The organism is Calothrix sp. NIES-2100 (assembly GCF_963875285.1).
Taxonomy (GTDB): Bacteria; Cyanobacteriota; Cyanobacteriia; order Cyanobacteriales; family Nostocaceae; genus Aulosira.
In genome coordinates this window covers 505,478-527,247 of the sequence record NZ_CAWNLA010000001.1, presented here as the reverse complement: position 1 = coordinate 527,247, position 21,770 = coordinate 505,478, and the positions used below count along the sequence as shown (strand labels likewise).

Sequence of the window (21,770 nt, the reverse complement as noted above, 5' to 3'; positions counted from 1 at the left end):
GAATCGGGAGATAAGGAGAACAAGGGAGACGCGGGGAACTCGGTGACTCCTCTGGGGATGAGGGGCGGCGGGGAAATAACTATTGACCATTGACTATTGACCATTGACTATTGACCATTGACTATTGACTATTGACCATTGACTATTGACCATTGACTATTGACAACTGACAACTGTCACACTTTGCGCAGTAAAATATGACGGTTGGATTCTGTGGCGGATTGTGATTGATCGTTATACCTTGCCCGAAATGGGTAATCTGTGGAGTGAAGCCTATAAGCTAACAACTTGGTTGCAAGTAGAAATTGCTGTTTGTGAAGCACAGGCTGAACTGGGTTACATTCCGTCTGATGCTGTTGCAGAAATTAAAGCCAAGGCGAATTTTGATCCCAAGCGGGTGCTAGAAATTGAGGCTGAAGTCCGCCACGATATGATCGCTTTTTTAACAAATGTTAATGAATATGTTGGTGATGCAGGACGTTATATTCACTTGGGCTTGACTAGTTCTGATGTGCTAGATACAGCTTTAGCATTGCAATTGGTAGCCAGTTTGGATGTGTTACTGCAACGCTTAGAAGATTTAATTGAGGCAATTCGCCGCAAGGCTCAAGAACACCGGAATACTGTGATGATTGGACGTTCCCACGGTATTCATGCTGAACCCATCACCTTTGGCTTTAAGCTAGCTGGGTGGTTAGCAGAGGTGTTGCGACATCAAGAACGCCTGCAAATTCTCAAAAAAACAATTGCTGTGGGTAAAATTTCTGGTGCAGTGGGAACCTATGCCAATATTGAACCCCGTGTAGAAGCGATCGCTTGTCAAAAACTCGGACTCAAACCTGATACCGCCTCAACACAAGTTATATCCCGCGATATCCATGCGGATTTTGTCCAGCAATTAGCCTTAGTAGCCGCATCTATTGAACGGTTTGCAGTTGAAATTCGCAACCTGCAAAAAACCGATGTTCTCGAAGTTGAAGAATTTTTTGCCAAAGGTCAAAAAGGTTCCTCAGCCATGCCCCATAAGCGTAATCCCATCCGTTCTGAACGGCTGACAGGAATGGCGCGGCTAGTGAGAAGTCATGCTGGTGCAGCTTTGGAAGACATCGCCCTCTGGCATGAACGCGATATTTCTCACAGTTCCGTAGAACGGGTAATTTTGCCAGATGCTTGCATTTTGACCCATTTTATGCTGCATGAAATCACCGATTTGGTGACCAACCTGCTGGTGTATCCAGAGAATATGCAACGAAATCTCAACTGCTATGGCGGAGTGGTATTTAGCCAGAAAGTCCTACTCGCTTTAGTAGAAAAGGGAACTAAACGGGAAGAGGCCTATGCGATCGTCCAAGAAAATGCCCACGCTGCTTGGAATAAGCCAGAGGGAAATTTCCACGATTTGATTACTAAAGACCCGCGTGTGACTCAAACGTTATCCCCAGCAGAAATTGAGTTCTGTTTTGACCCCCAACAACATCTACGCCATTTAGAAGAGGTTTATCAACGACTAGGGATTTAGGAATTGGGCATGGGGCATTGAGCATTGAGCATTTGTCCCCCTTGTCCCCCGGTCACTGAGCGAAGTCGAAGTGTGTCCTCCTTGTCCCCCTGCCCTTTTGCCCTCTCATCCCCAGTTCCCAAAACGGAGAATTTTGTTGTAAAATATTATATAAGTTTAATACTGAGATGGGTGTATCTGCGACTGTTGATTAATTTCCTGAACAAGGATTAATCGCGACAATTACCTTATTTAGTAGTGCTGCGAGTGCCGTGATGATTGAGATCCTAGCCACACTTTCTGCTTCTGGGGCAGTAGGTATCAGAATTGGTATACCTCTACTAATTCTGGGATTTTTGCACGGAGGTATGCTGTGGTCAAAAGTCCCTATTTTGTCTCACATTTCGCCACCAGTGTTGCTAGGCTTCTTCACTATTTGGTCTTTATTTGAACTAGTTGCTTCAAAAAAGCGCCTGGGGCAAAGAGTGCTACAAATATTTGAGTTGCTGTTGTCCCCCATTGTGGGAGCAATCATGGGGTTAGCAGTCTCTTCAACAGCCACATCACCTCATTGGCTAATTGCTTTTATTGGCGGTTTGTTAGCTTTGGTATTCCAACTAGTACAAGTTGGCTGGTTCTATCGCTTGCGTGGCTTACCATTGTGGGCAGTATTTCTGCAAGATTTTTTGTGTGTTGTTTTAATAATATTTGCCGTTCATGCTCCCTGGCCAGGAGGATTAATTACTTTCATCCTGCTCTGGTTTGCAATTCGCAGTGCTAAGCAGTGGTATGACTGGTATTGGGAGTATCGGCATCGGCAGTCAAAGGCTAGGAGTTGAAAGTCAAAAGTCCAGAGTCCAGAGCCAAAAATCAATGTGGTAATACCTGCCAAATTTTGATAATGCCATCCTGACTGGCACTAGCAAGAGTTTTTCCATCGGGATTGAAAGCAACAGACCAAACTTTTTCTGTTTGCGCCGTGAAAGTGCCGATCAGTTTGCCCGTACTAATATTCCATAATTTGATCGTACCGTCTTGGCTGCCACTGGCGAGAGTTTTGCCATCTGGACTGAAAGCAACGGATCTAACTTCACCTGCATGACCAGTTAATGTGTAGATGAGTTTGCTAGTATCAACATTCCACAACTTAACAGCATTGTCGCGGATACCAGTGGCAAGAATTTTGCCATCTGGGCTGATGGCGACATCATTAATTAAGGATTTGGCATCGAAACTGCGGAGAACTTTACCAGTACTAATATTCCACAACTGACTAGCTTGACCTGAACCACTTCTAGCAACAAAATTCTGACCATCTGGGCTAAAAGCAATCGGTAGAGATTTGAAGTTATCAAATCCCCTGGTGGAAGCATTGGAGTCATCAGGGATGGTGATAATGTTTCCAGTGCGCCAATTCCACAACCTAATGTTAGCGCCCTGGTCGAGACCACTGGCTAGTGTCTGCCCATCGGGACTAAAGACCACATCAATCACTGGTTCTGAATGCTTGAGGGTACGGATGAGTTCTCCAGTGCTAACATTCCACAGATTGAGAGTTCCATTCTGACTACCGCTAGCGAGAATCTGACCATCTGGGCTAAAGTTAACAGCCCAAGCCTGTCCGGTGAAGGTACGGATGAGTTTTCCAGTGCTGGGATTCCAAAGTTTAACGGTTTTAGCACCAGCACTGGCAAGAAGAAGAGCAGAACCAACAGGATTGTTTGCCCTAGATACTTCTGGAGAATAAGCAACCGAATAACCCGAATCTGACTCTGTTGAGAGCTGGCGGAGTGGTTGACTATTTGGCGAAGATTGGCTAATTGAGTCCTGATTCCTGTAAGTAAATGCAGTGCAACCGGAAACAGCAGTAGTTACTATCGTAAGAGTCCATACTGTGAGTGCTTTCCAAGGGATTTGCTTGAGAGTCATTGTCGGCCTGCACCTAAAGCTTTATATATGACTCCGACTCATTCAACAACACACTGTTCCGTTGTTACCGTAACGCAAAATTCCCCACCCGATAAGGTTGTCGGGTGGGGTAGGTAAACCCTCCTGAGAACTTTTCGCAAAATCCACGCATCCAAAATTCATCCACAGGTGAAGTAATTTCATACTTCAGCCATTAGTTGATTTTGCGTAGCGGTTACAAAAGACCAATCATGTGCAGTAGTCCACGACCAGTAACTAGTTCGATGATCAAGGCAATAAAGCCAAGCATCGCAATCCGACCATTCCATACTTCGGCGCTAGTCGTCATACCCCATTCCCAACGCTCTTGGGGATACATTTTCACCTGTTTCTTCATTTGAGTGACTTGTGACAGCTTCAGGCTGGGCTGCGTCAAAGAATCAATCACTAGATCTGCCAGTGCGCGAATAAATACTGGATGGGTGTTGGGAGCAGGTACACGACGGAAGTTATGAATTCCGGCTTCTTCGGCTACTTCTCGATACTCAATGTCAATTTCTTGCAGTGTCTCAATGTGTTCTGAGACAAAACTGATAGGTACGACAACTAAATCTTTAACGCCTTGTTCTCCTAATTCTTTCAACGCATCTTCTGTGTATGGTTGTAGCCACTCTACCGGACCTACACGACTTTGATAAGCTAAAGTGTGAGGATTAGGACGATTAAGGGTACGCATAATTAGCACCGTACATTCCTCAATTTCTTGCTGGTAAGGGTCACCTGCTTCTTCAACATAGCTTTTTGGTACACCATGAGCGCTGAAGAAGATGTGAACTTGATCGGGATTGGGAAATTGATCGAGTTCTTGGGCGATAAGTTCTGCCATTGCTTGCAGATAACCACGCTGTTTATACCAGGAGGGAATGACAGTGTATTCAGGGGGCTGAAGTTTTGGGTTTTCTTGCCAAAGTTTTTCTAAAAGTCGGAAACTGGAACCACTGGTACTGATGGAAAATTGGGGGTATAAAGGTAAAATCACCAAGTGTTCGATTTGGTCTTGGCTTAAAAGAGCGATCGCTTCTTCGGTATAAGGATGCCAATAACGCATTCCCACATAGATATTAGCTTCTTGCCCCAAATCACTCAGCTGTTCTTTGAGTGCTTCACCTTGCGCTTCTGTAATGCGTCGCAACGGTGAACCACCCCCAATGTGCTTGTAGTTTGCTTGCGATGTTCTTGTCCGCCGCGAAGCAATGAACCAAGCTAAGGGTTTTTGCAGCCAACGAAATGGTAGGCGAATAATTTCTGGATCAGAAAACAGGTTAAACAAAAACGGCCCAACATCTTCTAGCTTATCTGGACCACCGAGATTGAGTAATAAAACGCCTACACGACCCATAGCAGTTACTTTCCCCCAACCCTTTCAGTTTTTTTACTAATGTTAACAATATATCTTTATTAAATATAAAGGTTAATAGGACGCAAAGATGTCATGGCAACAATTTTACGGGACTGGAGTTACCGCTATCAGTGGCTGTATGATGGCATATCAGGTTTCGCGGCATTAAGTGTAGGCGGTGAAACTCGTTTTCGGCAACTCGCTTTGCAAGGTTTAACAATCAACTCAGAGACGAAGATTTTAGATTTATGTTGTGGCAGTGGTCAGGCAACGCAATTTTTAGTGAAATTTTCACAAAACGTAACAGGATTGGATGCCTCTCCCTTATCTCTCAAACGCGCGCAGCAGAATGTGCCTAGTGCTGCTTATGTGGAAGCTTTTGCAGAAAATATGCCCTTTACAGATTGTGAGTTTGATGTAGTACATACAAGTGTGGCACTACATGAGATGCAAAGTGAGCAATTACGAAAAATTATTACCGAGGTTTATCGCGTACTGAAACCGGGGGGTGTATTTACCGTGGTGGATTTTCACGCGCCCACAAATCCTCTATTCTGGCCAGGGGTGTCACTGTTTTTACTTTTGTTTGAAACTGAGACAGCTTGGGAATTACTCAAGACTGATTTAGCTGGCTTGTTGGCAGAAACAGGGTTTGAAGTGGGTGAACCCAAGTTATATGCTGGCGGAAGTCTACAGGTGATTCAGGGGAGAAAATAAGCCAGAAATTTTCCCATGATGTGGTTCATACTCAAGTTGCATAGATATGTTTTGCCATCAAGGTAGGCATTCCCTGTCTGAAAATGCGGAATAATCGGGAAGTCTATCTTTTTTTGTGGCTACAAAAAAATTCAAAGCTCACATCTGCAAAATCACAACAGCAGAATAATAATAATGATTATCGCCTAGTCTGCTGCTTGATTAAAGTGTTTTGATCGGAGATTTTTTTGCCACCCCTTCATTGCTAAAATACTCTTTAGCATGATAAAAATCACCACTAGGTTCATTTTTTTCAACTGTCCCATTAACTAATAAACCTAAGACGTTGTGACTGGAGCGTTCCAACATTTCTTTAGCAGCATTGGCACTGCTAGAATCAATTACCCCAGGGCGAGCCACTAACAAAATCCCATCAGTCATGTGGCTTAAAGTCAAAGCATCGGCGGCGAGGAGTAGGGGAGGGGCATCAATAATCACAAAATCATATTGATTTGAAAACTTCTCAATCAGTGATGCCATCCGCTTAGAATCAAGTAAAGCTAATGGATTGGGAGGTCTGACTCCAGCTGTTAAAACGTCAAGATTATCCATAACCTTACACGCAGCCTGCTTGAATTCAGCTTGAGCAACAAGTACTTCGCTCAAACCTGCTGCATTGGTAAGTTGCCAGATATGATGCTGAGAAGGAACGCGCATATCTGCATCAATTAATAAAACTCTACGTCCTAGTTGGGCGATCGCAGCTGCCAAATTAGCTGATACTGTAGACTTGCCTTCTTTGGGAACTGCACTGGTGATGACGATAGTTTTCACCACCTTATCTGAACTGAGAAACCTCAGGTTAGCTTGAATCATCCGGTAAATTTCGCTAGTTAAAGAGTTCGGCGTATCTCTAACAGGGACTTCTGGAGTGATTGATTCAGCATCCCGATTCCGGGAGCGACCCTTTTTAGTAGATAGGGGAAGCATCCCTAGCAAAGTATATCCGAATATTTCTTTAACTTCTTTGAGTGTTTTTAGCGATCTATCTCTTGTTTCTAGAGCAGCAACAGCACTAGTAGACAAAAACAGACCTAACAGCACACCTAGAGACAAAACAATGGGTTTTTTCCCTAATACTGCCTCTTCTGGAACTGAAGCCTGAGCAATTATTCGCGCATTGGCTGTATTTTTATTTGCCGCTACTTGTAATTCTTGAACCTTTTTCAAGAGAGTTTGATAGGTAGATTGGGCAACTTCTAGCTTCTGTTCTAACTCACGCTGATTTTGAACTAACAGAGGTATAATTTTCAGCCTCTGTTCGTAGGCAGAGCGAGAATTATACAGAGAGGCGAGTTTTTTAGTCAAACCATTGCGCTGCACTTCTGATTGCAGGAAATCTTTAATCAGATTTTGTTTCAGTTCCCCAATTTGCAATTGTCCTTGGGGAATTTTAACTTGATTGCCAACAATCTGTTCAATTTGCTTTTGTAGTAGGGTTTGTAAAGTGGTTTTCTTCGCTTCTAAGTTTGTAATTACGGGGTTATCATCATAAAATCGGCTACGCTCAGTCGCTAACTGTCGCTCTAAATCTTGGAGTTGTGCAAGAATTCCCTGGATTGCTGGCGACTGACTGATAGCCATTACGGTAATCGCCTCTGGGGAATTAAGATTTACTTTCTGGCGCAGTTCATTGCTTTGCGCATTTACTTCATCTAGTTGAGCTTGAATAGTATGAATTTCGTTGTTTAAATTCCCGATGATCGCAACGCCTGACTTTGCTTCCTCTGATAGATCTACAATATTATGCTTCTCTTTAAATTTGCGTAGTGCTACTTCTGCTTCGCGAACAGCAGCTTGCATTTTAGGAAGCTGCTTGGACATAAATTCCCGAGTATCTTCGGCCTCGGCACGACTCGTGGTAATATCATTTTCTACATACATCTTCATAATTGTGTTAACTACTGCCGCTGCTTCTTCAGGGTTACGGCTTTTATAGTTAAGCTGCAATACGTCTGTACCGCCAACAATTTTTAATTCCAAAGCTTCTGCTAGCTCTTCAACTGCCAAAACTTCCCCGTTGTTATTTTTGAGATGGAGTTGATCTATCGTGCGCTGTAACAAAGGTGGGGAAGTAATAACTTCTATCTGAGTACTTATAGGATTTTGTGTTGATACCAACGGTTTTAAATCAGCTTCTTCTCCTTCAGAGTTATTCGGTAAGAGATTACTTCCTATTACTTTAAAAGAGGGAGTCTTGAATAATAGTTTTCCTTGTGCTTCATAGGATGGTTTCATGTATGTTGTGGCTAAAGCACTCATGGCAACTGTAGCCGCAAAGATGCTGTTGGCAGGTAGCCACTGCCGTTTCAGCATTAATAAGTAACGACTCAGGTCTAAATCAATAGATTCTCTGGATTCCATAGTTATGCCTGATATAATTTTTTTAAGTACCGAGAGTAAATTAAAAATAGAAATTTACTTACTGAAGGTGGAAATTTAGGCTATTAGATAATGATTCATACCCTGTAACAATAATAGTATAGACTAGCTAGGTTAAAAAAGTTAACCTGTTATCCTGGCTTGAATGGGAGCAATCTAACATTTAAAATACAATTAGCGTCTTTGTGCGTTATCAAAAGCACGAGCGATCGCATTCCAGACTAACTTGCGTCGCATCTGAGCATCAAAAGGCAAAGGACGCACAGCAGCTTTATCCGATCTAGGTTGAAATTCACTCAGCCATGAATAGCGATCGCTCAATCCCCAGGTGATGACTGCAATGACCGCACTTTCCTCTAACACTACTGAAAGATAATCTTCATAAGCTCCAGCAATGATGCGATCGCGCAGTTCAATATCTCGTGGCAGCTCTTGATCTGCCACATCCATTTCTGTAATCATAATTTTCAACCCCAAACTGGCCACATCCTGAAGAAATTGCCGCAACTTTTCGGGATTGAATTTATTTTTTCCCGGAGATAAATGAGCTTGAATACCGAGACCATGAATCGGAGTACCATTGGACTTCAAACGTTCTAGTAATTTGAGTACAGCTGTCCTTTTGGCTTCATGTTTCGGGGTGTCGTAGTCTAAACCATAATCGTTATAAAATAACAATGCTTTTGGGTCAGCTTCAGCGGTGAGACGAAAAGCTAAATCAATATAATTTGTACCCAAAGATTCTAACCAAGGAGTGATGCGCAAACCATCATCCCTACCATCTTTTGGTTCTATAGCTTCATTCACTACATCCCATGAATGGATTTTTCCTGCATAACGTTTAACCACGGTTTGAATGTGCTTTTGTAATAGCTGCTGTGCATTTTCACTATTAACTGTTTCCTTAAACCACTGAGGTAAAGACTCATGCCAAACTAAAGTATGTCCACGCAATAGAAGTTTGTGAGTCGCAGCAAAATTAGCTATCCAATCAGCAGCAGTAAAATCAAACTGATCAACTCCAGGACGAAGCATTGCATCACCAGCAGTCCACTTAAATTCCCATTCTGGGACAAACATACTGCAATTTTCCACTATGGCAGCCATATAAGCCGGATCAGATGCCAGATAGCTTTTGGTGCTAGCGGTTCCATAAATCAATCCTTTTTGAGCAGCACGTTGCTTTAAAGAAAGCTTCTGGGAAACTGTAAAATCTCTTTCAGGATTATCAAGTGCTTTTTTCTCCTGATTATTATTAAAACTTCGACTAATTGCCACTGCACTGATAGCCGCTAAACTACCTAAGCCAAATAAAAAATTGCGTCTGGGAGTTAATTTTAATATTTTACTCATCTCATAATTTATGATTACAAAGATTTTAGATATAGAATTCATATTTGATTTTTGAAATATACGTAGGTAGGGCTATGCCACACAAAGCCCGGATATGGTGGGCAATGCCACCCTACAGGTACTCATAATTTATGATTACAAATATTTTAGATAATGTCCGGTTGCATAGTTATCGTATCTGTGAGGTTAGAGAATAGGGAAAAGAGGTAGAGAAAAAAGTTATGATCCGAGTTAATTTATCAAGTAAATTTTAAGTATTATATGGCGATGCGTTTGACCAACCATATTGAAATATGCGCCTAACACAACGCCAGTACTCTAGGAGCAGCCGCCTCTGGGCTTTTAAGCTCAAGTCGCGATCGCTACGGCAACTGGCTCCCCTAAAGTAATTTTATTTTTACTGACTAAAACTTAGACATTGCTAGTTTCTGCTTCAGAACCAGCCAAATAAAGAGGGGATTACCAACTACATAACGCTGCCAGAGACGTTTAGGCTCAACTATCAAGCGAAAAAACCACTCTAATCCGCTTTTTTGCATCCAAATTGGCGCTCTTTGCACCATGCCTGCAACTAGCTCAAAACTGACACCAATACCAATAGAAATTGGTACATTTAGTTGTTGATAGTTGGCATATATCCATTTTTCCTGTTTGGGAGCGCCTAGACCCACAAAGAGAATATGTGGTGCAGCCTCAGTGATTTTCCGATTGATTAGTGCGAGTTCTGCCGTGTTGGATTCAAAACCATAAGGAGGGCAATGAGTACCGACAATTTTGAAATCAGGATGCCTAGCTTGGAGAATTTTTGCTGCTCGATCAGCAGCTCCGGGACGACCACCCAGTAAAAATACTTTAAGTCCTTTGGTAGCAGCTACTTCACAGAGCTTTTCAAATAAATCCGTACCATTCACCCGACCATTGAGTGGGGTTTGCAAAAACCTCGCTGCCCATAATAGTGGTACACCATCTGGCACCGATAAATAAGCTTGGCGATAAATCTCTTGAAAATGGTCATCTTTTTGTAGTGTCAAAATGTGCTGTGCATTGGGTGTTACCACATATTCTGGAGACCTGCCCAAAAGCGCGTGTTCTACAATTCTTTCGACCACTTCGTCAAAGCTATATTTATCAATTTGCACGCCAACAATGTTGATTTTCATAGATTGTATCCATTGAGAGAATAATTAATTATTTTCATTTTTAAAAGCTAATATTCATATTCAATACTATTAATAACATTAACCGATTTGCTGAATATATCTGCTAAATGGCAGCTATATTGACGCACATCAAAGGGAGCTACTGTTTCTCTAGCAGCCTCTCCCATAGCTAACCTTAAAGTTTCGTTTGCAATTAAAGTCTGCATTGCCTGAGATAAGTTTTCCACATCACCGGGGGTAACAAGCAAACCGTTCTTTTGTGGAACTACTAATTCAGGAATTCCGCCAACAGGTGTACTTATTACTGGTAAACCCCAGGCCATTGCTTCTAATATTGCCATCGGTAAACCTTCGTTGTAAGACGGTAGTATAAATACATCAGCATCTGCTAAAAGTTCGTTTCTTTTTTGGGAATCTACCCAACCCAAAAAAGTTATATATTCTGCCAGATTCAGACTATTAACTAAATTTTGACCTGCTTCTAAGTCTCCATCTCCTGCCAAAATTAACTGTGAACGGTCTTTAATTGTAGAAGGCAAGTTGGCAAAGGCTTGAATCAAATCAAACGCTCCCTTTCGCTGACCAACACGTCCGCAAAACAGCAGAGTTACTTTCTTAACAGAAAGACGTTGGGGAATTTCTATTGGCAATTCTGTAGGGTTAGGTAAAACAAATACCTGTTGCGGGTTTAAACCCAAATTGGTAACATAGAAATCCTTCCAAGTATTAGACAGAACAATAAAACCCTGACACTTACGAAAGATGGCATTCAGCCATTTCTTTGCCCATAGAGGTAAGCGAGAGTAAGTTACATGAAATTCTGCTCCATGTGCATGTATGAATACAGGCTTCTGGAAAATAAAGGCAGTCAGTGCAATAATAGCTTTTCTTAAAACACTACCGCCATCGGAAAGATGAATATATACGATATCAGTCTTCTGGAATATCAGTTGGGATAATAAGCTGATTAAAGCCTTGATAAATACTATCAATCTATGTGTGATAGAACCTTCATCATGACTAGTGAGATGTTGAATTTTAATTTCATTGGGCGCGTATTTGAGAATAAGTTGCTCTACAGTAGCTATACCTCCATTTTGTTGTAAACTTGCACCAATCATGATAATTTTCATTTTTTATCTTCCCCTATTTGGAAAACAATAACTAACTTTAATGGGGTATAGTCTGAGATTTTTGATTGCCTACTAATACCATTGAAACTTCTGCTGCTACATAGAGAATCCAAAACAAACTATTTTGCAACAATAAGGAAGTTTCAGTTAAATTAATCATTATTAAGTAGAATAGACATATTGCCGGCCAAAACCCATCGGCAGTGTTAGTTATTCTGATGTATTTTAGACACTTAAATAAAAGGATTAAAAATCCGATTAGAAATATTATTACTCCTAATAAACCCAAATCTAACCAGAGGTCTAAAAAACCATTGTGGGAGTTGGGAGGTGTCCAATGAGAAGCATACCAAACAGAAGCTGATTCACCATCCAAGCCTTGCCAAAAGCCACTGAATCCATAACCCAACCAGGGACGTTCCCAGATTTTATCCCAGACTAAAGGCCAAAGATCACCACGTCCAGTGAGGGTAGCATCTTTACCAATTGAACCAAGAAGAGTATTTAAATTGCTTTGCACAAATAAATATAAATTCATACAAATTAGGGCTATGGCACTTAATACTGGAGGAACAGCGATAATGGGAGATCGCAGAATTCTCAACCCTAAAAAAATCAATATAAGATTAGTAAAGTTGAACATTGATGAACTAGAACGGCCCATCACTAAACAAATTATAGATAGCCCAAAAATAAACCATAAAAATCTGCTAGTGCTTTTCTTAGCACTAGCAGAGAGTATACAGTTAACTCCACCGAGGGCAAGGATTTTGCCAAAAACATTTTTATGGGTATAGATACCTCTTAATGCTCCTGAATGTATACCACCCATAAATCCAAATTTTGGTAATGCCACTGCAAACAATAAACTTAATACTATTGCTAAAATGAACATCGAATTGGTTAACTGCAATTGCTCTTTCAATGTATAGCGAGTAGCAAAATACATTCCGAAAAGCGATGTACCTAATAGCGCCACACTGCGACTGAAGGTTACTTGTGGAGCAGCAGACCAAAATATAGATAAGAAAGATAATAGGAGTATTATCCAGGTGAACCTAACTTGACTAAGTAGAGAAATTGCTTTTTTCCAACGACACAGAAGTAGGACAGAAGTGATTAGATAAATTAACAAAAATACAAGTTGTATTACGCCTGTATCAGTATTTGCTCCTTCACCATCACCCTCACTAGCTCCTCCTGAGACGATTACAGTCAGAGGCCCACCAGAATACAAGAGTAAGGAAACAACTGTAAATACTTTTTCTAAAGTTAGTAAAAATTCTTTCTTGTTAATCTTCATGAATGGACGCTTGACTAGAATATTCCTCCTCTATTATCAGTGCAGGTTATGCTCGTGTGAGCGATACCTGCACTTCATTTCCAAATATTTATTCTTGAGCAGCAATATTTTCAGTTGTAAAATCTTGCTGGCAACAAGCTAGATTGGTTGATAGCGAAAAGTATCAGAACTGGTATTCGTAAGCTCCAATATCATATCCAGCATTAGAGGGACGAGCCTGGTTGGCATAGTCAGATTTTAAGCTTGTCCAGGGATAAGCCTTGTTAATTGCTGGACTGGTTGCTTGAAGTCTAAAGTCACCTTGGGAAGGATTAACAAACTTCGGATCGGCAAGTATATCGTTATATCCTCTGGTTTCCATCAAGGTACTATTGGCATAGATATTATAGTTATAGGTGACCCTGGTATTTTGCGAATTGATGTTAATGTATTTGTTGGGGGGTGCATAGAGAATATTATTGACAATATTCACATCAGTTGAATTATTAGCGAATATTTGCCCATGTTTAATCTCCGGACTCTGGTTATTCAAATAAGCTGTGTTATGCAGAATATCAACATATTGGCTTTTGTATGTATGAATGCCTGACCCGCCATTTTTGTATGTGATATTGTTTTCCACTAAAGTACGCCCAGTATACGCACCCAAGGTCGAGTTGTTCTGCGTATTTCTGGAATCATCAATAATTATGCCATTGCCGTCTTCGATAACTCCTGTATAAAGCCAGGGAATGTATTGCCGATTGTTATAGACTTTATTTTTTCTGACATACATTTTGTATCCCGTATTATTATCAAAACGCCAATTTTGATACAGAGAAATACCACTATGACCAAAGGGAGAGTACCAGGCATTATTGAACACTTCATTACCATCAATGGTCACATAGTCTGTTTGAATGGCGGAAATGCCTGCTCCTGGACAATCATGAACCTTATTATTGAGAATCCGGATGTGATGGGGATGACCATTTCTGCGTCCATCGATGCTAATGCAGTTTCCACTTGTGAGAGGGTTGGAGGTATTAGTCTTCTGACTGATGGCGTAATCAAGAGTGATATTGGCACTGTTACCAATCACTTCAAGACCATTGATTTCAATATAAGAAGCTCCATCCTGAATTGAAATTCCATTCCATCCATTGTGCTTCAGTTTCGGGTAATGGCCAGGATATGCTTTATAGGTAATCCATGCATTCATTGTTCCCGAACGGGTAATTTTTATGACTTGTCCTACCGGAGAATCATTAGTGTATACTCCGTTCATAATCAGGACTGTGTCTCCCGGATTCGTTAAATTTGCCGCCTTTTGAATAGTCTTAAAGGGAGAGGAGGTAGATAGTCCATCGTTACTATCGCTACCAGATGCACTGACGTAGTAGGTTTTGGTTGTGGCTTGGCTGTACAGTATCGCTTGCTTAGGGGTGACTAACTGACTCACTTGGTCAACTAAAGAAGTTGTGATTTTTTCTGGGGTAACCATACTGCTTAACAGAGAAGGAAGCAGAAGGGTTGCTATCAAACTAAATCCATTAGTAGCCATAGAAGTAAACTCCTTTAATGTGTAAAAGTCAGCTACATCCACATCAGGAATGCTTAAATATTGATTTACATATTGATGGCCCTGTGATATGTGTCTAAAGTTTTCTCGGCTATATTTGACCAGTTTAAATCTTGTTGACAGCGCTCTCTAGCGGCTGCTTGCATCTGATGTTGTAAATTGCGATCGCTCAATAAAGCAATAATCGCATCAGCTAGAGCTGGGACATCTCCAGGTGGAACCAAAAATCCATCTTTTTGATGTCTAACTATTTCGCTTAAGCCGCCGATATCAGAAGCCACAACTGGTGTTCCCATCCCATAAGATAATGCTGCCACACCACTTTGAGATGCTTCAATATAAGGTAAAACGGAAATCGTGCTGCGTTGGAAAAGTTTTGCCACCTGTTCCAAAGGTATAAAATCATTTAACAGGTAGATGCGGTTACCATCATAACCGGTAGGAAAGTATTGTTCAATATTTTCACCCCTGCCGGCAATAATTAATTTGACTTCCGGAATTTTGGCAGCAATCAATGGCATTGCTTCTAGTAGGTATTTTAAACCCTTGTAAGGCCAAATTCGCCCAAAAAACAGCAATGTGTAGGGATCTCGTGCTAAAGTACTTTTACCAGTGCGGCGTTGATATAAGCTACCCAGTTCCCCATGCGGTAAAACATTAACTCGTTCCTGTGGTACTTGAAATTGTGTAGTCAAAGCATCTTTGAGAGATTGAGTATGGACTATCAATTGTTGGGAACGATAGAAGGCGATACGCTTGGTGTACTCGGAAGCAAATACACTTTGGCGATCGCCTGGATGACGGAAGACATCATGAATCGTCGTCACCAATGGTGGCATCTTGTTGAGAAGTAGTGTCAAGTCGTACCAAGGATCGTTGGTTTCTTGAACGTGTAACACATCTGGTTGCACATCTTGAATGATCCCCATCATCGCCGCCATAGAGCCAAGATTGCGCGGATCGCGAATCTTTGGTTTGGGAAAGCTAACTGTGCGGATACTAGGATCAAGAGTATCGCCACAGACAGCAGCGACTTTTTCCGGGTGAATAACCGTTAAATCAACATATTTAACTAGACTATTAGCTAATTCAATTGTGTAATCTTCAAAGCAAAAATGTAGTAGAGCAATCTTGAGCATAGATGATGCTGCATTATTAATTTAAATCAATTTTTGAAGTTTTTTTCCAACAGTAGGTTTGAGAAGTGTGGAATAAACATGATACAATGAGCTTCTCAGGAAATCTCTATCTATTTTTTTGATCAATTCTTTAGAGCGAAATTTAGTACTAAGTAGCTTAATACTCCGCACTAAATCATTACGGTTTTGTTGTGCAAATAATTCAATTAAATCGAGATAGTAAGCTTCTTCGTCCAAATGCTGAATACTTGATTTTCTTAAAATTAGCTCTCCAGAAATATCATTGGCGGGGAAAGTTTTTGCTTGTTCTAACATTCCTAAAGCAGCAAGTTGAGCCATCGTGGCCACACATTTGGGACATTCACCACAGTTTAAATATCCCGCAGGTAAACTTAATTGGTCGCACACCCTGAGCTTTTGCAGCGCTAAATCCCATTCAGCAACTAACTTAGTTTTAGTAAATCGGGAAAGGTCGATATATTCGTGGCGAATTGTTAAATCATAACTGCTATATTGGGTATCAAGAAGAGGGTGTGTTCCCCAAGGTTGTAGGTAAGGAATTTCATCGCTGGAACTAATAGCAATGCTGGCTAGCCTACTATTAAAAGCATGAGCAACGGCGGATAGGGCGGCACTAGTATAATAGTCTTTCCAGAATTCTATACGGAACTGTTCTACATCTAAATCTTTCACGAAGGCATAAAGATTTGTATAAGCAGGAATTAGGGTAATTCCGGCATCTTTTTTAATCTCATCAAAAGACTTGTAAGCTTTTTCATAGTTTTCTAGAGTTGTCTGCGAAAAACCATAGATAAACAATCCATCTTTGATTGATCCAGGATGCTCTAAGGGGTAGTTGATCCGGTTCAGCCGTAAAGTAGCTAATGTATCTATACCTCCTGTAAAGAATATACCTGCTCGCTTAGGTGTGGCTGGTGTTGGTATGCTGCTTTTAGTTTTGGCTTCGATTTTAACGATTGGGCGATCGCGTTTGTACCAAGATTTGAGCAAAGCCATCGCCGTTTGTAAATTTTCTAGTAACTGCGGACAAATCTCTGCATCTATAGCAATCCTTTTTTCTCCATAGTAGAAAGCCACTATTGTGCAAGCGATTAAAAAACTATGGGGATTGCATGATAAATCTTGAGCAAACTCTTCGGTAGTGGCAATATAGACTTCTTGGGGGGCGCGATCGCGATCTTCCCAAACTACAGTTGCCCCTACCTTAAATAAATTATCTTGTTGTTCACTCTTCAAATCAATAATCTTCATAATCTACCTCTAGACTTTATTGAATAATTTTCTCCATGTAGCATTCACACCCCCTAGAGCCTGAATCATAAAACAGACTGCAAATAAACCATAGGAAATCACAGCCACTACAACATTTAATATTAAGCCCAAGTTCATTGTTTGCAGGGTCATAAATACTAATACTATCCCCAGAGTCATTAACAGGGGACGGAACATTATTTTCCACAAATTTAAAGTTAAAATCCGGCTATACACAGCATAAGCAAGTATTGCGAAAGCAGTGACTATTCCAACTACTTCCATTAATGCTGCACCCAATAGTTTATACTGGGTAATTAATATTACTCCGGATAATCCTGAAACAAAAGTTGTGATAATCGTTTCAATTAGATTAAATTTCTCCAACCCATTGGCTAAAACTAGATAGTTAAATACTCTGACTACTGGAAATAAAATTAGGGCTAATGAACTGACATTTAGAGCTAAAGTTGCCTGACTAAAATTAGAGTCTTGATAAATAAATTGGAGTAAATCTCCGCCAATAAAAAAAATCCCGACGACGAATGGTAATGACATTGCCATGAGGATTTCAATAATGTTTTCAGTAACTTGACTTTGAGTTTCTCTTGTCTTGTCTACTGCTTTTGTCATCTGGGGAAAAACAGCCAGACTTAAACTATTGACAATCATCATAAAGGGTTGCTGCAATTGTCCAATAGCACCATAAAGACCAACCATCAGCTCACTGCCTAAAAGTGAGATGATGAGGATATCTAATCTACTAGCAACTATTCCGACTGCATCAATAGCCAAAAATGTGCGCGCAGTTTTCAACAGTTGCCAGATAAAATCTTGCTTAAGCTCCCATTTCGGCTTAACTGTCCGTGTAATTAAAATCCACTGAATTACAAAAATTAAGATTTCCGAAACCAAAAATATTCCCGCTAGATAATTTACTCCATAATTTAGCTGCATAAACCAGAGCATTACCAGCAAGCGGAGAATGTACACTGGTACTGTAGATATAGCAATTAAATTCATTCTCTCTTGAGCCTGAAAAATTGCCTCTGTTATGTTAGAAAGGGCGAAAGGAATAATTGTTAAACCCAAGATATAACAAACAATCGAGGTGTCAGAATTATAGGGTAGTATAAACACCACAACTGCCATTACCACATAACCGATAATGCTCAACAGAAGTTGTAGGAAAGTCCCACTAACTAGATATACTGGCATGTCTTGTGGATGGCGAGATAATTCTCGTGTAAACAAGTTTTTCAGACCAAGAGAAATAATATTGACAAAGATATAGTAATAAGTGAAGGCCAGGAGATATTGCCCTAAAGCATAGGCACCTAAAGTACGAGTTATAGCTGCTGTTAACACAAAGGTTGTAATACTTTGTACTAAACGATTAGCCAACAATGAGAAAGTATTTTTTAATAGTTTGAATTGTCCCATCTTTTCCGAAATACCCGTAACAAGATTTTTTCTCAATCTGATGCTAATCAATTAAGATTTAGCTTGATAAAAACTTTCGCTGTTCACATATCAATTCATTTGTTTAATAGGACTTAAACATTCTTGGGTAAGAAACAAGCTTCAAACCCTTGCACGGGATGGTAAATACACCCAATAGCCAAAAACACCTAAAACCCAGATAAGATATCAAGAAACTAGCCAAAACGATGTCAAACTTTACCTATATACATTTGAGGTGTTTTGCTGGGTATTTTTTGCCTAAGTCTCAATGTGAATTGTCTGCTAACAACGCAGGTTGATCTAATTCTTGTTTACCATTATCTGAGTTTTTTTACTTACCCAGCATCCTGAAGAATATCCTAAAAGGTTGGGATCAATACTAAATCATGCTGGCTGCATTTATTTTATTTCTGAGCAACTAAGAATATATTGTCTGCAAACAAATAAATTTTCCTCAAAAATTTACTAAAAGCACGGCGCTGTTTCTTACTGGGAATGACAAACAGCAGATTTTCCACCATTAACATCAGGTGAAAGTAGAAAATCCCAATTGTTTTTATTTGTTTTTCATTTCCCAGCCCCAGTGTTGATAACAGCTTCTTAAGTTTAGCAGGCACGGCGCTATAAATGCGTTTGAATCCAGCAACTTTTAAAGATTGCTGTAGTTCATGATATGTATATTCCTTAAGATGCATACATTGAGGGTCATCATATCCAAAAACCAGCGACAAATCATGAGGACCTGTATGGCAATGAGGTGTAGTAAAAATGTAACTCCCCTGCTGATTAAGAATTTGATAGACGCTCTGAAAATGGGTAATTAGATCATTTGGGTGAAAGTGTTCAACTACTTGATTAGACACGACAAAATCATAAAAAGCAGTTGGTTCAAATTGGTCTAAATGTACACCATCAGAGTTACCCCAAGATAAATTACTTGATGAATCAGTTATATGTTTTGAACCACGTTCTTTGGTGATTTCTGTAGCTTTGCATTCAAACCCACATTTAGCGAAATATGCTATCATCTCTCCCTTCCCAGAACCAACCTCATAAATTTTCTTGGGTGGAGATCCTAGTATTCCTAACCAGGTTTCATATTTATTGAGAGGTGGTGTACTGTCTACAGAAAAGCTGTTTAGCCAGTCTAAGCTACTATAAAGAGTAGTATAGGCTTTTTCAAATACTTCCCATCGATTTTCTGGAGTTGATTCTAAAAGGTCTTTTGTTAAGTTTTTTTCTAACTCCCAATGATTCAGTATCATGTCTTCTGTTACTTCCGCAGCAGATGGGATGCGGTAGTTATGCTTGTAAATAGTTATGAGTTCCGTTCCTCTGGGTTCCATGTGCTGACTCCTTTTGTCCTTTTAGGATGGGTGTATACGTAAAAAACTTTGGTTTCTATCTTTAATTAGCAGAGATTAATTACTCTATACTGAGCTTATTTTTTTGGAAAAAAATATCATATGCGGCTTTATTACCAAATAGATAAAATTGAATACGACGAGTTATAATACCAGGAAGATTTAGACATAAATCCCAAAAAAAAATTGGCGTAAATAGGATCTGTTTAAAAGCTTGTAACCATTTTCTCCCCTTGATAGGCTCGACAATTTTGTAGTAAGATAAGTTTCTTTTCAATACTTTATGATTTGCTAACAATGCATCAGCTAACTGCGGTGATTTACTCAAAATTTGCTCTTTTTCTATAAAAGCTACAGTTGCTTCGCAATTTTCAGAAAGACTGATTACTTTGTTTGTATAAACTAAAGAACCAGAACGAGCCAGATAAAAATAATATGGTTCGGGAACTAAAAAGAACCGCGCTCCCCTGACTAAACAAGTTAAAGCTAACCAAAAATCTTCAGCTACTTTTACACCTGCATTATATTGAATATTTTCTTGAATCAGAAACTCGCGTTTGAACAAAGGTTTAGATATACCTAAATGCAGCCCTTGTTTACCATATACATCTGTTTCCACAAAATATACTGGCTCTATTTGTTTAATTGTTGATAGAGATTCGCCACTTTCTTTAATTAGGGTACTCCAAGGATGCTCTTCACCATCTTTAATCAGATATAAATCATCAGCAATCATATCGGCATTTTCTTGGTATGCCAATTGCACCAGTCTTTCTAATCGTTCTGGCGCATACCAATCATCTGAATCTAAAACTGCAATCCAATTACCCTTAGCCTCCTTAATTGCCCGATTACGTGTACCACCAGCACCGAGATTTTCTGGGTTAACAAAAACTTTCAGGCGTTCATCTGTAAAACTTCTGACAACTTCTAATGTATTATCAGTTGAGGCATCGTCTACTACGATTACCTCAATATTTTTCAGAGTTTGTCCTAATGCGGACTCGATTGCTCTAGCAATATAGCCTGATGTATTATAGGCGGGAATTATTACTGATACTTCTGGGGTTCTACTCATTTTAATATCTACAAATTCTCAAGATTTCTGGTTTACGTATTTATGAACATGGAGGATGAGTGAGGAATAAGTTGTTGCAACTGTTGTTTAACCCATCTCAGTTTCTGCTTCAGGTGATTAAAGGGAACTGAGTCATCAAGTCTGCTGACTTCTTCGGCGGATAGCTTAATAGTCAAAGCCTTCACTGATGCTTCAACGTTAGTAGGTTTACTAGCTCCCACAATGGGAACTATCAGCGGTGATTTACTTCTTAACCATGCCAGCATCAGGCTGTATATAGTTATTCCTTTTGCTTCAGCTATTTCCGTAAAAACCGTCAGTTTTTCTAAAGCGGTTGTACGACGTACACCTTGAATACCACCAAAGGGGCTGGATGCCAAAAAGGTTAATTTTTCTTCCTTAGCGTAATTTAATACACCATCGAACTCATGATGCCGATACCAAGGATTTAACTGGTGTTGAACAGCTACAACCTCAACTAAATCACGAGCGCGTTTGATTTCTTCTACGGAGTAATTGGACAAGCCAACAAAACGAATAATTCCCTCGGAGACTGCTTCTTTGACTGGGGTAAGGGATTGTTCAATCGTGTAATTTGGATCTGGTCTGTGATGTTGCCAAATATCTATTGGTTTTTCACCACCAAGGGCTTCAAAACTTTCGCGAATTGTCTGGCGTAGATGCTCAGGGCTACCGTTGAATACCCATTTGCCTTCTGGACGGATATAACCACCTTTTGTGGCTACTAAAACATGACTGGTATCGCCATTGTACTGTTGTAAAGCTTTGCGGATGAGGCGCTCATTGTGATGTTTGTCTGACTCATCAATACAATAGGAGTCAGCAGTATCAATTATATTGATACCAAGGTCGAGAGCGCTGTGGATAGTTGCAATTGCTTGTGATTCAGGAGGTTTGGTAATCAAAGAAAGTCCCATTGCACCCAAGGAAAGTTCACTGATGTGAACATTGGTGTTACCAAGTTGCTTCATCTTCATGC

Annotated in this window: 17 protein-coding genes; 3 read left to right on the top strand and 14 right to left on the bottom strand. The window is 40.2% G+C overall.

All coding sequences use genetic code 11. The features are described from left to right. Positions 1 to 223: 223 nt before the first annotated feature. Together purB and AACU32_RS02060 are read left to right on the top strand one after the other, a co-directional pair. Positions 224 to 1,519 (top strand): adenylosuccinate lyase, encoded by a 1,296-nt coding sequence (purB, locus tag AACU32_RS02065; protein ID WP_096597379.1) that lies wholly within the window; start codon positions 224 to 226, stop codon positions 1,517 to 1,519. 254 nt (positions 1,520 to 1,773) lie between these two features. Next, positions 1,774 to 2,337, top strand: coding sequence for a DUF4126 domain-containing protein (locus tag AACU32_RS02060; protein ID WP_096597377.1), 564 nt, complete (start codon positions 1,774 to 1,776; stop codon positions 2,335 to 2,337). A gap of 31 nt (positions 2,338 to 2,368) precedes the next feature. Here the strand turns inward: AACU32_RS02060 and AACU32_RS02055 are convergent, their stop codons facing one another. Together AACU32_RS02055 and hemH are read right to left on the bottom strand one after the other, a co-directional pair. Beyond that, positions 2,369 to 3,427, bottom strand: coding sequence for a WD40 repeat domain-containing protein (locus AACU32_RS02055; RefSeq protein WP_096597375.1), 1,059 nt, complete (start codon positions 3,425 to 3,427; stop codon positions 2,369 to 2,371). Positions 3,428 to 3,641: 214 nt separating this feature from the next. After that, positions 3,642 to 4,805, bottom strand: coding sequence for a ferrochelatase (gene hemH, locus AACU32_RS02050; protein ID WP_096597373.1), 1,164 nt, complete (start codon positions 4,803 to 4,805; stop codon positions 3,642 to 3,644). Between the two features lie 93 nt (positions 4,806 to 4,898). Between hemH and AACU32_RS02045 the strand changes: the two genes are divergently transcribed. After that, positions 4,899 to 5,522, top strand: a complete 624-nt coding sequence (locus tag AACU32_RS02045; RefSeq protein ID WP_096597371.1) for a class I SAM-dependent methyltransferase — start codon at positions 4,899 to 4,901, stop codon at positions 5,520 to 5,522. A gap of 201 nt (positions 5,523 to 5,723) precedes the next feature. Here the strand turns inward: AACU32_RS02045 and AACU32_RS02040 are convergent, their stop codons facing one another. The 12 genes from AACU32_RS02040 to AACU32_RS01985 all read right to left on the bottom strand — a co-directional run bounded on the left by AACU32_RS02040 (position 5,724) and on the right by AACU32_RS01985 (position 21,768). Next, complete coding sequence (locus AACU32_RS02040; protein ID WP_096597369.1) at positions 5,724 to 7,925, bottom strand: GumC family protein; 2,202 nt, start codon at positions 7,923 to 7,925, stop codon at positions 5,724 to 5,726. Positions 7,926 to 8,117: 192 nt separating this feature from the next. Further along, the gene (locus AACU32_RS02035) at positions 8,118 to 9,296 is read right to left on the bottom strand and encodes an endo-1,4-beta-xylanase (protein ID WP_096607822.1); all 1,179 of its coding nucleotides are present in this window, start codon (positions 9,294 to 9,296) and stop codon (positions 8,118 to 8,120) included. 404 nt (positions 9,297 to 9,700) lie between these two features. Further along, a complete protein-coding gene (locus tag AACU32_RS02030) occupies positions 9,701 to 10,456 on the bottom strand; it encodes a WecB/TagA/CpsF family glycosyltransferase (protein WP_096597367.1) in 756 nt (251 codons plus the stop codon). A gap of 47 nt (positions 10,457 to 10,503) precedes the next feature. Next, entirely contained in the window at positions 10,504 to 11,589 is a 1,086-nt protein-coding gene (locus AACU32_RS02025) for a glycosyltransferase family 4 protein (protein ID WP_096597365.1), read from the bottom strand. A gap of 37 nt (positions 11,590 to 11,626) precedes the next feature. Next, positions 11,627 to 12,892, bottom strand: coding sequence for an O-antigen ligase family protein (locus AACU32_RS02020; protein WP_096597363.1), 1,266 nt, complete (start codon positions 12,890 to 12,892; stop codon positions 11,627 to 11,629). A 163-nt stretch (positions 12,893 to 13,055) separates the two neighbouring features. After that, positions 13,056 to 14,435, bottom strand: a complete 1,380-nt coding sequence (locus AACU32_RS02015) for a right-handed parallel beta-helix repeat-containing protein (protein WP_096597361.1) — start codon at positions 14,433 to 14,435, stop codon at positions 13,056 to 13,058. Between the two features lie 65 nt (positions 14,436 to 14,500). Beyond that, positions 14,501 to 15,592 carry a glycosyltransferase family 4 protein gene (locus AACU32_RS02010; protein ID WP_096597359.1) on the bottom strand — a complete coding sequence of 364 codons (1,092 nt, stop codon included), beginning with the start codon at positions 15,590 to 15,592 and terminating at the stop codon, positions 14,501 to 14,503. 21 nt (positions 15,593 to 15,613) lie between these two features. Next, a complete protein-coding gene (locus AACU32_RS02005) occupies positions 15,614 to 16,864 on the bottom strand; it encodes a hypothetical protein (protein ID WP_096597357.1) in 1,251 nt (416 codons plus the stop codon). Between the two features lie 9 nt (positions 16,865 to 16,873). Next, positions 16,874 to 18,307: an oligosaccharide flippase family protein gene (locus AACU32_RS02000; protein ID WP_096597355.1), complete on the bottom strand. Its 1,434-nt coding sequence runs from the start codon at positions 18,305 to 18,307 to the stop codon at positions 16,874 to 16,876. Positions 18,308 to 18,732: 425 nt separating this feature from the next. Further along, on the bottom strand, positions 18,733 to 19,674 hold the full coding sequence (locus AACU32_RS01995) for a class I SAM-dependent methyltransferase (protein WP_096597353.1): 942 nt from the start codon (positions 19,672 to 19,674) through the stop codon (positions 18,733 to 18,735). 79 nt (positions 19,675 to 19,753) lie between these two features. Further along, positions 19,754 to 20,770: a glycosyltransferase family 2 protein gene (locus AACU32_RS01990; RefSeq protein WP_096597351.1), complete on the bottom strand. Its 1,017-nt coding sequence runs from the start codon at positions 20,768 to 20,770 to the stop codon at positions 19,754 to 19,756. 32 nt (positions 20,771 to 20,802) lie between these two features. Next, complete coding sequence (locus AACU32_RS01985; protein ID WP_096597349.1) at positions 20,803 to 21,768, bottom strand: aldo/keto reductase; 966 nt, start codon at positions 21,766 to 21,768, stop codon at positions 20,803 to 20,805. Positions 21,769 to 21,770: the final 2 nt, after the last annotated feature.